This window comes from Yersinia rochesterensis (assembly GCF_003600645.1).
In the GTDB taxonomy this organism is placed as follows: domain Bacteria; phylum Pseudomonadota; class Gammaproteobacteria; order Enterobacterales; family Enterobacteriaceae; genus Yersinia; species Yersinia rochesterensis.
In genome coordinates, this window is the sequence record NZ_CP032482.1 from 3276440 (window position 1) to 3289797 (window position 13358).

Here is a 13358-nt window from a genome sequence, read left to right on the forward strand (position 1 = left end):
GCTTCACCGCCGAGCTATTGGATAAGATCATTACCAAGATAGAAATCCATTACTTTGTACGCGTAATAAACTAACAATATAACCAGATGATTTATATAATAATCATCTGATATCAATCTCGATCTAACTTTGTACAGGAGACTTACAGTGTCTGAACTGTCTCAACTTTCGCCTCAGCCGTTGTGGGATATTTTCGCAAAAATCTGCTCGATTCCCCATCCGTCTTACCACGAAGAAGCACTGGCACAGCATATTATGACGTGGGCCAAGGAAAAAGGTCTACATGCGGAGCGTGATAAGGTCGGTAATATCCTGCTGCGTAAGCCAGCTACCAAGGGGATGGAGAACCGTAAGCCCGTTGCGCTACAAGCTCACTTAGATATGGTGCCACAAAAGAATAATGATACGGTACATGACTTTACCAAAGACCCTATCCAACCCTATATCGACGGTGAATGGGTTAAAGCCCGTGGCACCACATTAGGTGCGGATAATGGCATTGGTATGGCCTCCGCATTGGCGGTGCTGTCTGACGATAGCGTCGAACACGGCCCACTTGAAGTGCTGCTGACCATGACCGAAGAAGCCGGTATGGATGGCGCATTTGGTCTGCAACCTAACTGGTTGAAAGCCGATATTCTGATTAATACCGATTCCGAGCAGGAAGGTGAAATCTATATGGGTTGCGCCGGGGGTATTGATTTTATTACCACTTTAGCACTAAAGCGCGAAGCGGTTCCTACCGGTTACCAGACGTTGAAGTTGACCATTAAAGGTTTGAAAGGCGGTCATTCAGGCGCTGATATCCATTTAGGGCTAGGTAATGCCAATAAACTGCTGGCCCGATTCCTGTTCGACCAGGCCAAAGATTTAGACCTGCGGATATTGGATTTGAATGGCGGCACGCTGCGTAATGCTATCCCACGTGAAGGTTCTGTGACCTTGGCGATTGCCGCAGATAAAGTCGATCAGCTGAAAAACCTGAGCCAGGAGTATCTGGCAACCTTGAAAAATGAGCTGGCCGCAGTTGAAAAAAATCTGACTGTATTGCTTGAGCCGCTATCTATTGATAATGCTAAGGCTCTGACAAAAGATACCCAGCAGCGCCTGATCGCCTTATTGAATGCCACGCCAAACGGTGTCATTCGTATGAGTGATGCAGTAAAAGGTGTGGTTGAAACCTCACTGAATGTGGGTGTGGTTACCATGAATGAGAATGAAGTAGAAATCATCTGCCTAATCCGTTCTCTGATCGACAGCGGCAAAGATTACGTGGTGGGAATGTTGACTGCGATTGGTCAGTTGGCTGGCGCAGAAACCTCGCCAAAAGGCGGCTACCCTGGCTGGCAACCTGACCCAACCTCGCCGGTGATGGCATTGGTGCGGGAAACTTACCAAAAATTGTTTAACAAAACACCCAATATCATGGTTATCCATGCCGGTCTGGAATGTGGTTTATTTAAAAAACCTTACCCAGAGATGGATATGGTGTCGATTGGGCCAACTATGACAGGGCCACATTCACCGGATGAACAAGTTCATATCGAAAGTGTGGGTCAATATTGGCAATTACTGACTGCGCTGCTGAAAGCGATTCCTGAGCGCGCATAAGAAACCCGGTTTTGTTTTATATGATTAACGGCGGCACTTAGGCCCGCCGTTTTTTATTCGTCAGAGTTATTCCCAACTCAACAGTAATTGCCGCTCGAGTTGCGGATCCAGCAAAGTGACATGTAACCCCACCAAACGCACCCCCCGCTCCGCCCGCCGCTCATTCCATGCTGCCCGCGCTACTTGCAATAAGTCCGCTTTATTCAGCTCCGGCCAAACATGCTCTTGTGTAGTTTGCTGAAAATCATGAAATTTTAATTTTACCCCTTGTCGGGCGATATGCAGATCCGGCCTAACCTTACGAAGACGGGTTTCCAGCTCAATATAAAGCTTTTCAATCAATAACTCACAGCTTTCCCAATCATGAATATCCTCAGCCAGTGTCCGCTCGACCCCAACCGATTTGCGCAAACGGTCGGGAGAAACTTCGCGCTCATCAATACCGTGGCTGCGCTCCCATAGCACATGACCAAACTTACCAAAGCGCTTTAATAATTCAGCCTGTGGATAGTTTTGTACATCACTACAGGTTATCAGCCCCAGCTCTTGCAGACGTTTCGCGGTCACTTTGCCCACACCCGGAATTTTACTCAGCGGCAAGTCAGACAAGAAAGGCAATATTTTATCTGGGGTTATCACATACTGACCATTGGGTTTATTTAAATCAGACGCGATCTTGGCTAAAAATTTGATGGGAGCAATGCCCGCAGATGCAGTTAGATTAAGCTCCATAGCAATAGACTGGCGGATTTCTTGTGCAATTAATGTGGCGGAACCACTGCATGCCAGACAATCAGAAACATCCAGATAGGCTTCATCCAGTGAAAGTGGCTCAATCAAAGGGGTGTAGCGCGCAAAAATCTCACGGATATGTAGCGACGCTTCTTTATATGCCGCCATTCGGCCAGGGATCACTTTCAGTTGTGGGCAGAGTTTCAGCGCCATAGCGGTCGGCATCGCGCTGCGAACCCCATAACGTCGAGCAGGATAATTGGCGGTGCTAATGACACCGCGCCTGTCCTGACTACCGCCAATCGCAATAGGAATATCACGCAAACTGGGGTCATCGCGCATTTCAACAGCCGCGAAGAAGCAATCCATATCGACATGAATAATTTTCCGCATGTTTATCCCCCGCCAAAACCACTGTATAAGAATACAGTTAAATCGGAGAAATTCAAGATTAACCGAGATCCTGACCACGCAAATTTCGTGATAGCGAAAAACTAGCCTGGAAGCAGAGCAACCGCTTCAATTTCCAAGGCCAAATCATGATGTAAAACGGACACTGGCACCACGCAACGAGCCGGTTTGTGTGGCCCTAACCAATCAGCATAAAGCGCATTGAAATGTGGCCATAGGGCAATATCACACAGATAAACTCGCACCTGAACCAAGCTATTTACACTGCAATGGCAGTCCGCGAGTATCCCTTCAATATTGGCAAAAACCTGCATAACCTGAATATCAAAAGGTTGGTTTGATAATGCCACGCCCTGCGCCGTGACGGGCAGTTGGCCAGAAAGATAGACCATACCGCCCGCGCAGACAGCATGGCTATAATGGCCTGCTGGCGGCAGGCCCGCTGTTGAATTTATTAAGATAGGCTCGGACATCATCAAGACTTATCAATAAAGTGGGCCAAACGCGCTAAATCGACATTGCCGCCCGAAATAATCACCCCGACTCGTTTACCACGTAAATCCAGCTCATCACCAAAAGCGACAGCCGCCCCTAAGCAACCGGTGGGTTCAACCACAATCTTCATTCGGCTGGCGAAAAACTTCATTGCCGAGATCAATTGGTCATCGCTGGCAGTCAGAATATTATCAACCCACTCCTGAATAACCGGGAAAGTATAGTGACCCAAAGCCTGAGTTTGCGCGCCGTCCGCAATAGTCACTGGCGTGTCAATTTTAACAATTTTTCCGCTGCGGAAACTCTGCTGCCCATCATTACCGGCGGCGGGTTCCACCCCAAATACCTGGCAATTGGGATAGAGCGCTTTGGCCACCGTGGCACAGCCGGACAATAACCCGCCGCCGCCCAATGGCACCAGCAGCACATCCAGCTCGCCCACTTCTTCAAATAATTCTTTTGCCGCCGTCCCCTGCCCGGCCATCACATCCGGATGGTCATAAGGTGGAATCAAGCTTAGCCCCTGCTCTTGTGCCAGTTTACGGCTAATGGCTTCACGGTCTTCAAGATAGCGGTCATATAGCACCACTTCGCCGCCATAACCTCGTGTCGCCGCGATTTTAGCTGCTGGCGCATCTTTAGGCATGACAATAACCGCGCGAATACCTAATTTACGCGCAGACAAAGCAATAGCCTGCGCATGATTCCCCGACGAGAAAGCAATAACCCCTTTTGCTTGCTGTTCCGGCGATAATTTCACTAACGCGTTATAAGCGCCACGGAATTTAAACGCCCCCATATGCTGGAAATTTTCGCATTTAAAAAACAACTGCGCACCGGTCTGCTCATTGGCGGTGGAGGAAGTCAATACTGGGGTTTTAAGTGCAAAACCTGCAATCCGCTGATGTGCTTGGATAATATCGTCATAACTGATGACTAATGGGGCCATCTTCAACTTCCTTCAGTAGGGAGATAGGTATAAACAGTAGAGCGGGCGACGCCCAGATTATTAGCAACCACGGTCTGGGCATTCTTCAAATCCATCAAACCCGCTTGCGCCAGTTGACGGACAATTTCACGTCGCTGTGCCGGGTTTAGCGCGCGTGGAGTGGTATTGTGCGCGGCAGCGAATTGCTCCAGTTGAGTGCGCAGCATCTCAAGGCGAGGTGATGCCAGAGACTCCTGAACCTCTGCCGGTGTCGTTTGGATCAGTTGAGATAAACTGGCGCTAACGGCGGAAAACAGCGAGATATCCATATTTAGACAAAGTGCCCCGATGAATTCCCCTTTGCTATTTTTCAAGCCAATTGATGTACTTTTTGCCGGGCGACCATCAGGAAATTGATTCGGATAGTTAACAATAACTTCAGGAAAGTTAGGGTCGGCAATACGGCTCAACCCCAGTTCAGTCGCTGGCTCACCGATTTCACGACCGGATAAATTGTTTGAAATCGCCGCAATGGCATGTTCAGGTTGAGTCAGGTCATGCAAAACAAACTCCACTAAGGGTGCAAATGTTTTTCCCAGTGCCTCAACGATTTTTTTGCTCTCCCGCAACAGGAGTTGATCTTCTGTAAGTTTCATAATTAAAATATTGTCATTTATTGACGATTTGTCAAGTCAATTCTAACAGCAATAAAAAAGCTGCCCGAGGCAGCTCTTTTTTCAGAGAATAGCGGTAGTCAGTCTTATTTCAGGATGGAGCTTTTCAGCGACTTATCTTGCTGATGGCGCTCTAAAGCCAACTCAATCAGTATGGTGATCAATTCTGTCGAGCCCACACCGGTGGCGCGCCATAATTTGGGGTACATACTGATATTAGTAAATCCAGGTAACGTATTTATTTCATTGATAATTACGCGGTTATCTGGGGTTAAAAAGACATCCACCCGCGCCATACCACAGCATTCGAGCGCTCGAAATGCTGCTAAAGCTACCGCGCGAATATTGTCACTGGCAGCACTGTCTATTGGCGCAGGAATGATGACTTGAGCACCGGTTTCATTTATGTATTTAGTGTCATAAGAATAAAACTCGTCGCTGATAACTACCTCGCCACACAAACTGGCTTGCGGGTTGTCATTGCCCATGACGGCACATTCAATCTCCCGCCCAATAATAGCCGACTCCACCAACACTTTATGGTCAAAATCAAAGGCTAACGTCACCGCCTGTTGATATTCGGCCGCATTGCGCACTTTACTCACGCCCACCGAGGAGCCCTGATTCGCCGGTTTAATAAATAAAGGTAATCCGAGTTTTTCTGAAACCTTTTCAAAATCGTAGCTGTCTTTATTGCCACGTGTCAGTGTAATAAAAGGGGCGATATTCAACCCAGCATCACGCAGTAACCGCTTAGTGATGTCTTTATCCATACTAACCGCAGACCCCACGACACCTGAGCCGACAAAAGGAATATTGGCCATACGCAACAGGCCTTGCAAGGAACCATCTTCCCCTAATGTCCCGTGTACAATAGGGAAAATGACATCCAACTGAGCCAATGCAGCTGCATTATCCGTAGCAATGAGTTGCTGACTCTCTTGGCCAAGGATCAGCGCTACATTTTTGTTTGAATGATTCAGGGAAATCAACGCCGGATTTTCTGCATTTAACAAGTAACTGGATGCATCATTAATATGCCATTTACCTTGTTTATCAATGCCCAACAGTGTCACTTCAAACTTTGCTTTATCAATCGCATCCACGATATTTTTGGCCGACTGCAATGACACTTCATGTTCAGCCGATTTACCGCCAAAAATCACACCAACTCGCAATCTCGACACACTACATTCCTCTTTAGGACCGAGTACTTAGGGGCACGACCACCCCATAAAATTACACGTATACCCTAATACAACCTTTAGCTGCCCAACTAATGTTTTTTAAGATTTATTAAGGATTTTCTCATTATGCTGTGGGATGAGCTTTGCCGCCTTAGACGTGAATTTAGCCCCCAACCTCCCTCAAGAACATCACAAATGAAATCGCCATCGGTGATATTAACAATTATCCTAATCAATATGACAACCATTTTAGAAAAAAACAGAATTGAATTCTGTTATTGGTTTTTTTATTCTTTTTGTCATTTATTTTTAATGAGAAATCATTAAATTCGACAAAGCCGAAGAATATTGGCTATATGATTAACATCAACTTTTAAAAAATTCATTAGTCAGTCAATGGATGGAAACTAAATATTATGCGAAATTATATAATGGCAACTTTATTACTCTCTGCTAGTTGTGTCACAAATGCTAATTCAGCTTCTTCAACGGCCCCTCAACAAACACCACAAATTATTGCTCACCGGGGTGGAACTGCCGATGCCCCTGAAAATACGATTCCAGCCATCAAGAAAGCATTGGCTAATGGTGCGGATGCAATCTGGATAACAATACAGTTATCAAAGGATAATATTCCGGTTTTGTATCGCCCATCTGAACTCCAGGAATTGACCGATAAGTCGGGTAAAGTTTCTAGCTATACCGCGCAGCAACTCGCCCAAGCCGATGCCAGCTTTAAGTATAATAAAACTCATAATATTCAGCCAAAAACAGGTTCACATATCGGCATCCCTACGCTTGATAACGTATTGAAAACATTTCCTAAAACACAATTTTACCTCGATATTAAATCCCCAGATGCAGACCCAGTAACACTCGCCAAAGCGCTGAAAAAAACACTGGATGCAACCAGTAAAAATGAAGAAAACCGACTGAGCCGAACTCGCGTCTATTCAACTGATGATAATTATTTGACAGCGTTGGATAAAGTGAATGAAAGCAGCGATGCTGCACATAAAATCCAACGATTTGAAAGCCGTGATTTTACACGAACACAATTAGCCAATATTACTATGGATCATAAGTGTGAATTACCGGCGGACAATAAAGAGCGCTGGTATGGTCTGGAGTTACACCGAAAAGTTGAGGTTGTAGAGAAATATACTCTCGGTGAAGGCCGCTCTAACGCAATATTAAGTTGGGATAAAGAAGCCGTTGACTGTTTCCGTAAAAATACCAACGCACATATTATTTTCTTCGGAATTAATACCCCAGAAGATTATCATAAAGCAAAAGAATTAGGTGCCAATGGCGTGATGGTTGATTCTCCGGCCAAATTTAAGAAGATAATCCACGACAATAAATAATTACACCCGCCATACTTCAAGCTGTATGTATGTTGGTTTACTGCAACTCAAATTATTTAAGATATATAAAACAAAAATCCCCGCTCAACTCCATATTGAACGGGGATTTTTATATACAGAAAGACAAATCATATGTCCGTTAGAGAATGCGATATTGCTCCAATGCTTTCTGGCGCGCAGCCTCTTTAGCTAACCGTTTTTTGCGTGAATCACAAGGCTCGGGGCAATCACACACTTTTTCCATTCCCAAAGCCCCAATACCTCCGCAACTGCCCTGCAAGGTTTTACGTTTTACGATATAACCCAGTGACAATCCCGCGATGGCTAAGAGAAAAAAAACAAAAGACGCGATAAAAACAGTCAACATAATCTTCTCCTATCAAAGCCGCTTTTGTAGATACGGTTTGAATGACTCAGAAGAGTGTTCCTCAAAGCCTTCATCAGTTTTGACTATCATAAACACCGGAATACCCAGCAAATTAGCCAATGCCATCCCGCGTTCTGGCCCAAGGACACCTAACCCCGTCGAGAGCCCGTCGGCCGTCATACAACTCGGATCTAAAACCGTAATTGAGACTAAACGATGGTTAATTGGCCGACCTGTTTTGGGATCAATGGTATGTGAGTAACGCACACCATTTTGCTCAAAATAATTACGATAATCACCAGAGGTGGCTACCGCCATGCGACCAGGTTCGATAACCTCTTGAGTACTTTGTGAGGAGCCGGCAACAGGTTTTTCAATTGCGATGCGCCAAGGTTTATTTTCCCCATTATTACCCCGGGTCCGGACTTCCCCGCCAATATCGACCATATAGTTATCGATATTCTTCGCTTCCAAATATTCAGCAACCACATCTACGCCATACCCTTTAGCTATAGCAGAAAGATCGACATACAGCTCGGGAATGCGTTTTACCAAGGCACCATTTTCTACTGCCAAATTATCAATGCCAACCCATTCCTGGCGTTTAGCAATTTCAGCATCTGTCGGCACCACATTTGGCCGCCCTTCAGGGCCAAAGCCCCATAGATTAACCAATGGCCCGACCGTCACATCCAGCGCCCCATCAGTCAAACGGTTAATACGGATAGCCTCCCGTACCACTTTGGCTGTCGCGGCTGAAACAGGAAATGCCGTATTCACTTTCTGACTTTTGTTGAAACGGCTCAATTCAGAGTTTGGCCGGTACGTCGACATTTGATCATTAACCTGTTCCAGCTTGCGGTCTATTTCCTGCTGTAGCTGCTCCGGGCTGAGAGTTTTTGAGTCACTCATATACTTAATTGAATATGAGGTGCCCATGGTTTTACCTTCGAGATTGATTTGCTCAGGGCCACAACCCGTTAGCAGCAAAACGCCCACCGCAGCCATCAACCAATGCATTATATGTCTTCGCGCTATATGTCTTCGCACAATATCCCCAATTGCAGTCAAAACCCGAGTGGCGGCAAATCAGCCACCGAAGTCGTCGAGCATAATGTTTTCATCTTCCACACCAAGGTCTTTTAACATCTTGATGACTGCCGCATTCATCATTGGCGGGCCACACATATAGAATTCACAATCTTCAGGTGCCGGATGATTTTTAAGATAATTTTCTAATAACACGTTATGAATGAAGCCGGTATAGCCCGTCCAATTGTCTTCTGGTTGCGGGTCAGACAAAGCAACATGCCAACGGAAATTATCATTTTCAGCCTGTAACTGATCAAAATCTTCTTCATAGAACATCTCGCGCCGTGAGCGCGCGCCATACCAGAAGCTAATCTTGCGCTTAGAATGCAGCCGTTTAAGCTGATCAAAGATATGCGAACGCATAGGCGCCATACCCGCACCACCGCCAATAAAGACCATTTCGGCATCAGTATCTTTGGCAAAAAACTCACCAAATGGCCCAGAAATAACGACTTTATCACCCGGTTTCAGTGACCAGATGTAGGAAGACATGATCCCCGGAGGAGCATCCGGAACTGACGGTGGCGGCGTGGCGATACGCACGTTCAGCATGATAATACCGCGTTCTTCTGGGTAGTTTGCCATGGAATAAGCCCGCACGGTCGGCTCGGTAACTACTGACTCAAACCGGAACAAATTGAATTTATCCCAGTCGCCGCGATATTCCGCTGGTACATCAAAATCAGCGTATTTTACTGTATGAGGCTCGGCCTCAATTTGAATAAAGCCCCCAGCACGGAATGGTACAACCTCACCATCAGGAATTTTAAGTTTCAACTCTTTGATAAATGTCGCTTTATTATCATTAGAGATAACTTCACATTCCCACTTTTTCACCCCAAAGATTTCTTCCGGCAATTCAATTTTCAGGTTTTGCTTCACACTAACCTGACATGCTAACCGGCAACCTTCTTTTGCTTCCCGCTTGGAGATATGAGAAAGCTCGGTCGGCAAAATATCCCCGCCGCCTTCTTTGATGGTTACCCGGCACTGCCCACAAGAACCGCCACCGCCACACGCAGAGGAAACGAAAATGCCATGGCTGGAAAGCATGTTGAGCAGCTTATCCCCTGCCGGAGCAGTAAAACTTTTATCCGCATCTTCATTAATATCAACTGTGATATCACCGGTATTCACCAACTTTGACTTGGCAAATAAAATCATCACCGTCAATGCTAGTACAATGAGGGTGAACATGACTACGCCCAGAATTATTTCCATGAATTATTCCTACCTTTATAGGTTTACGCCAGAGAAAGACATAAACCCTAAGGCCATCAATCCGGTGGTGATAAAGGTGATCCCTAAGCCCTGTAAACCTGCGGGCACATTGGCATATTTCATCTTTTCGCGAATACCCGCTAACGCGACAATCGCCAGCATCCAACCGATACCAGAGCCAAAGCCATACACAATGGATTCAGGGAAGTTGTAATCACGCTGGGCCATAAATGACACACCGCCGAAAATGGCGCAGTTCACCGTAATCAGTGGCAGGAAAATACCCAGAGCGTTGTACAGTGCGGGGAAATAGCGATCAAGAATCATCTCCAAAACCTGTACAATGGCAGCAATTACGCCAATAAAAGTGATGAAATTCAGGAAGCTGAGATCAACACCTTCAACCAATGCGCCATCTCGCAGAACCAGGTTATAAACCAGATTGTTAGCAGGTACGGAGATGCCCAACACCACTGTTACTGCAATGCCCAGGCCAAAAGCAGTCGAGACTTTCTTGGAAACCGCGAGGAAAGTACACATCCCCAAGAAGAACGCTAACGCCATATTCTCGACAAACACTGCGCGGACGAACAGACTGATGTAATGTTCCATCGTCAATTACTCCTTCTCAATCTGCGCAGGTTTCAGGGTTCGTAAGCCCCAAATCAGCAAACCAATGATAAAGAATGCGCTAGGTGCCAGCAGGAACAATCCATTAGGCTGATACCAACCACCATTCTGGACAGTTTCTAACACTGTTACGCCAAATAATTTACCCGAGCCAATCAACTCGCGGACAAAGCCTACCAGCACTAGCACTACGCCATAGCCCAAGCCATTGCCGATGCCATCCATAAAGCTTTCGATTGGCGGGGATTTCATTGCATAAGCTTCGGCACGCCCCATCACAATACAGTTAGTGATAATCAGGCCAACAAATACTGAGAGCTGTTTAGATATCTCATAGGCATAGGCCCGTAGGATCTGATCCACCACAATCACTAGCGAAGCAATAATCACCATTTGAACAATGATGCGCACACTGTTTGGAATATGGTTGCGAATCAGTGAGATGAAGAAGCTGGAGAACGCCGTAACCAAGGTGACCGCCAGTGTCATCACTAAAGCGGTTTCCAGTTTGGTGGTGACGGCCAGTGCTGAACACACGCCCAGAATTTGCAGCGCAATTGGGTTGTTATCAAATAACGGCCCCAATAAAACCCGTTTAATTTCTTTGCTATCAGCCATTTTTTAACGCCCCTTCGCGTACTTTTTTCAGGAACGGGCCAAAGCCGTTTTCACCGAGCCAAAAATCAAAGCTGTTTTGTACACCATTGGAGGTCAGCGTTGCGCCGGACAAACCATCTATGGCATGAGGATCGTTAGCAGGCGCTCGCCCTTTAACAATACGAATAGCCGGTTGCCCTTGATCATCAAATAACCGCTTACCAATCCATTGGTTACGCCAGATAGGGTTCTCAATTTCTCCCCCTAGCCCCGGTGTTTCGCCTTGATCGTAATAGGTAATACCGCGGACTGTTTTACCGTCAGTATCAATGGCAATAAAGGCATACATCATTGACCACAAACCAGAGCCGTAAATCGGTAACACGATTTTGTTTATCTGCCCGCTGTCATTGCGTACCAGATAAATTTCAACCACATTAGCCCGGCGGCGGATACCCGCAATATCCTGTGCTGGTGTCAGCGCAATGCTCATTTGGTTATCGCGTAGTGCCTGCGCGCGATCAAATGTCGCAGGATCTTGTTGAATAAACTCACCACTTTGCAAATCGAGCAGGCGCGGTTCAATCCGCTGTGCAAACTCACTCTGCACTTTTTCTGCTGGCATTCTCGGTTGCAGTAAACCGGCCACCGCCAGAATATTACGTTGCTTATCCAACAAGCGCTGTTCTTGTTGCTTGGCTTTCAAACCTACCGCCGCGCCAGCCACGATGACTGAACACACCAAACACAGCACAATCACCACCAGCAGTGTTTTGCCAATGCTGTCATTGTTTCTTGGTTTATCATTCGCCACGGGCTTTCCTCCGCTTGATATTGGCCTGAACAACCACATAATCGAACAGTGGTGCAAACAGGTTAGCGAACAGAATCGCCAACATCATTCCCTCCGGATACGCCGGATTAGCCACGCGGATCAAAACACACATCGCGCCAATCAAGCCGCCATACCACCACTTGCCTTTATTGGTAAAGGAAGCGGACACCGGATCGGTCGCCATAAAAATCATGCCGAAAGCAAAACCGCCGAGCACCAAATGCCAATACCACGGCATAGCGAATAATGGGTTGGTAGTTGAGCCGACCCAGTTAAACAGGTAGGCCGTCGCCACCATGCCAATCATCACCCCGGCCACAATTCGCCAAGATGCCACGCGCCCGAAGAGGATAATGGCACCGCCAATCAAGATCATTAACGTGGAGACTTCACCAATAGAACCAGGAATATTGCCGAGGAAAGCATCCATCCAAGTGATAGGTTGGCCGCTAATCGTATTGACCAAACTGTGGCTACCATTAACACTCCATTGCGATAAAGGCGTCGCACCAGAAAAACCATCGGCGGCAGTCCAGACCAAGTCACCGGATATTTGTGCTGGATAAGCAAAGAACAAGAAAGCGCGCCCCGCCAGCGCCGGGTTGAGGAAGTTGCGCCCTGTCCCGCCGAAGATCTCTTTACCAATTACAACCCCAAATGAGATCCCCAGCGCCGCCTGCCATAGTGGCAATGTCGGCGGAACTATCAGGGAAAACAGAATCGAGGTCACAAAGAAACCTTCATTGATTTCATGCTTGCGAATGATAGAGAACACCACTTCCCAGAAGCCGCCCACCACAAACACGACGGCATAAATAGGCAGGAAGTAGACCGCCCCCAGCACCATTTTACTTACCCAACCAGCATCTGATGCCAATGAAGCGCCCAGCATTTGTGCCAGCCGGTAATGCCAATCGCTGGCAATAATCTGTTGCAGCTCCGCGCCATGGTAGAGTTGGTTCAAGGCCGGAATCGCCTGCCCACCGACGTTATACATCCCCCAGAACATTGCTGGGAATACCGCCAGCCATACCAAAATCATCATTCGTTTCAGATCAATAGCATCGCGAACGTGAGAGGCACCCGGTGTCACTTTACCTTGCGTATAAAAAATAGTGGCAGCAGCTTCATACAGCGGGTAATACTTCTCGAGCTTCCCACCGACTTCAAAATGGTGCTCTATTTTTTCAAGAAAACTTTTCAGGCCCATC

At 46.8% G+C, this 13358-nt stretch carries 14 protein-coding genes; 2 read left to right on the top strand and 12 right to left on the bottom strand.

Annotation, left to right across the window (positions count from 1 at the left end):
* Positions 1 to 147 precede the first annotated feature (147 nt).
* Positions 148 to 1611 (top strand): beta-Ala-His dipeptidase, encoded by a 1464-nt coding sequence (gene pepD / locus DXZ79_RS15230; protein ID WP_038631376.1) that lies wholly within the window; start codon positions 148 to 150, stop codon positions 1609 to 1611.
* A gap of 66 nt (positions 1612 to 1677) precedes the next feature.
* On the opposite strand, the gene dinB is transcribed toward pepD, so the two are convergent.
* From dinB to ddlA, 5 genes are all read right to left on the bottom strand, one after another.
* The gene (dinB, locus tag DXZ79_RS15235) at positions 1678 to 2736 is read right to left on the bottom strand and encodes a DNA polymerase IV (protein WP_038631374.1); all 1059 of its coding nucleotides are present in this window, start codon (positions 2734 to 2736) and stop codon (positions 1678 to 1680) included.
* Between the two features lie 101 nt (positions 2737 to 2837).
* Positions 2838 to 3230: a RidA family protein gene (locus DXZ79_RS15240; protein ID WP_038631372.1), complete on the bottom strand. Its 393-nt coding sequence runs from the start codon at positions 3228 to 3230 to the stop codon at positions 2838 to 2840.
* Positions 3230 to 4198 (bottom strand): threo-3-hydroxy-L-aspartate ammonia-lyase, encoded by a 969-nt coding sequence (locus DXZ79_RS15245; protein WP_038631370.1) that lies wholly within the window; start codon positions 4196 to 4198, stop codon positions 3230 to 3232. The genes DXZ79_RS15240 and DXZ79_RS15245 overlap by 1 nt, the downstream gene beginning before the upstream one ends.
* 2 nt (positions 4199 to 4200) lie before the next feature.
* Entirely contained in the window at positions 4201 to 4833 is a 633-nt protein-coding gene (locus tag DXZ79_RS15250; protein WP_038631368.1) for a helix-turn-helix transcriptional regulator, read from the bottom strand.
* Between the two features lie 104 nt (positions 4834 to 4937).
* Positions 4938 to 6038: a D-alanine--D-alanine ligase gene (ddlA, locus tag DXZ79_RS15255; RefSeq protein WP_050291400.1), complete on the bottom strand. Its 1101-nt coding sequence runs from the start codon at positions 6036 to 6038 to the stop codon at positions 4938 to 4940.
* A 416-nt stretch (positions 6039 to 6454) separates the two neighbouring features.
* Between ddlA and DXZ79_RS15260 the strand changes: the two genes are divergently transcribed.
* Positions 6455 to 7405 carry a glycerophosphodiester phosphodiesterase family protein gene (locus DXZ79_RS15260; protein ID WP_038631364.1) on the top strand — a complete coding sequence of 317 codons (951 nt, stop codon included), beginning with the start codon at positions 6455 to 6457 and terminating at the stop codon, positions 7403 to 7405.
* Positions 7406 to 7544: 139 nt separating this feature from the next.
* Here DXZ79_RS15260 and nqrM read toward each other — a convergent pair whose 3' ends face one another.
* From nqrM to DXZ79_RS15295, 7 genes are all read right to left on the bottom strand, one after another.
* The gene (gene nqrM / locus DXZ79_RS15265; RefSeq protein ID WP_038631362.1) at positions 7545 to 7772 is read right to left on the bottom strand and encodes a (Na+)-NQR maturation NqrM; all 228 of its coding nucleotides are present in this window, start codon (positions 7770 to 7772) and stop codon (positions 7545 to 7547) included.
* A gap of 12 nt (positions 7773 to 7784) precedes the next feature.
* Complete coding sequence (locus DXZ79_RS15270; RefSeq protein ID WP_038631360.1) at positions 7785 to 8792, bottom strand: FAD:protein FMN transferase; 1008 nt, start codon at positions 8790 to 8792, stop codon at positions 7785 to 7787.
* 69 nt (positions 8793 to 8861) lie between these two features.
* Positions 8862 to 10085: an NADH:ubiquinone reductase (Na(+)-transporting) subunit F gene (gene nqrF, locus DXZ79_RS15275; protein ID WP_038631358.1), complete on the bottom strand. Its 1224-nt coding sequence runs from the start codon at positions 10083 to 10085 to the stop codon at positions 8862 to 8864.
* A gap of 15 nt (positions 10086 to 10100) precedes the next feature.
* Positions 10101 to 10697, bottom strand: coding sequence for an NADH:ubiquinone reductase (Na(+)-transporting) subunit E (gene nqrE, locus DXZ79_RS15280; RefSeq protein WP_004392325.1), 597 nt, complete (start codon positions 10695 to 10697; stop codon positions 10101 to 10103).
* A 6-nt stretch (positions 10698 to 10703) separates the two neighbouring features.
* The gene (locus tag DXZ79_RS15285) at positions 10704 to 11333 is read right to left on the bottom strand and encodes an NADH:ubiquinone reductase (Na(+)-transporting) subunit D (RefSeq protein WP_005160493.1); all 630 of its coding nucleotides are present in this window, start codon (positions 11331 to 11333) and stop codon (positions 10704 to 10706) included.
* Positions 11326 to 12126 (bottom strand): Na(+)-translocating NADH-quinone reductase subunit C, encoded by an 801-nt coding sequence (locus tag DXZ79_RS15290; protein ID WP_050291401.1) that lies wholly within the window; start codon positions 12124 to 12126, stop codon positions 11326 to 11328. The genes DXZ79_RS15285 and DXZ79_RS15290 overlap by 8 nt, the downstream gene beginning before the upstream one ends.
* A complete protein-coding gene (locus DXZ79_RS15295) occupies positions 12116 to 13357 on the bottom strand; it encodes an NADH:ubiquinone reductase (Na(+)-transporting) subunit B (protein WP_038631352.1) in 1242 nt (413 codons plus the stop codon). Before DXZ79_RS15295 ends, DXZ79_RS15290 begins: the two co-directional genes overlap by 11 nt.
* Position 13358: the final 1 nt, after the last annotated feature.

Excerpts from the sequence above, each read along its gene's own strand:
- DXZ79_RS15270 (WP_038631360.1), bottom strand. The coding sequence starts at position 8,792 with ATGCATTGGTTGATGGCTGCGGTGGGCGTTTTGCTGCTAACGGGTTGT.
- nqrE (WP_004392325.1), bottom strand. The coding sequence starts at position 10,697 with ATGGAACATTACATCAGTCTGTTCGTCCGCGCAGTGTTTGTCGAGAAT.
- DXZ79_RS15260 (WP_038631364.1), top strand. The coding sequence starts at position 6,455 with ATGCGAAATTATATAATGGCAACTTTATTACTCTCTGCTAGTTGTGTC.
- DXZ79_RS15245 (WP_038631370.1), bottom strand. The coding sequence starts at position 4,198 with ATGGCCCCATTAGTCATCAGTTATGACGATATTATCCAAGCACATCAG.
- DXZ79_RS15285 (WP_005160493.1), bottom strand. The coding sequence starts at position 11,333 with ATGGCTGATAGCAAAGAAATTAAACGGGTTTTATTGGGGCCGTTATTT.
- nqrF (WP_038631358.1), bottom strand. The coding sequence starts at position 10,085 with ATGGAAATAATTCTGGGCGTAGTCATGTTCACCCTCATTGTACTAGCA.
- DXZ79_RS15250 (WP_038631368.1), bottom strand. The coding sequence starts at position 4,833 with ATGAAACTTACAGAAGATCAACTCCTGTTGCGGGAGAGCAAAAAAATC.
- dinB (WP_038631374.1), bottom strand. The coding sequence starts at position 2,736 with ATGCGGAAAATTATTCATGTCGATATGGATTGCTTCTTCGCGGCTGTT.
- DXZ79_RS15295 (WP_038631352.1), bottom strand. The coding sequence starts at position 13,357 with ATGGGCCTGAAAAGTTTTCTTGAAAAAATAGAGCACCATTTTGAAGTC.
- nqrM (WP_038631362.1), bottom strand. The coding sequence starts at position 7,772 with ATGTTGACTGTTTTTATCGCGTCTTTTGTTTTTTTTCTCTTAGCCATC.
- DXZ79_RS15240 (WP_038631372.1), bottom strand. The coding sequence starts at position 3,230 with ATGATGTCCGAGCCTATCTTAATAAATTCAACAGCGGGCCTGCCGCCA.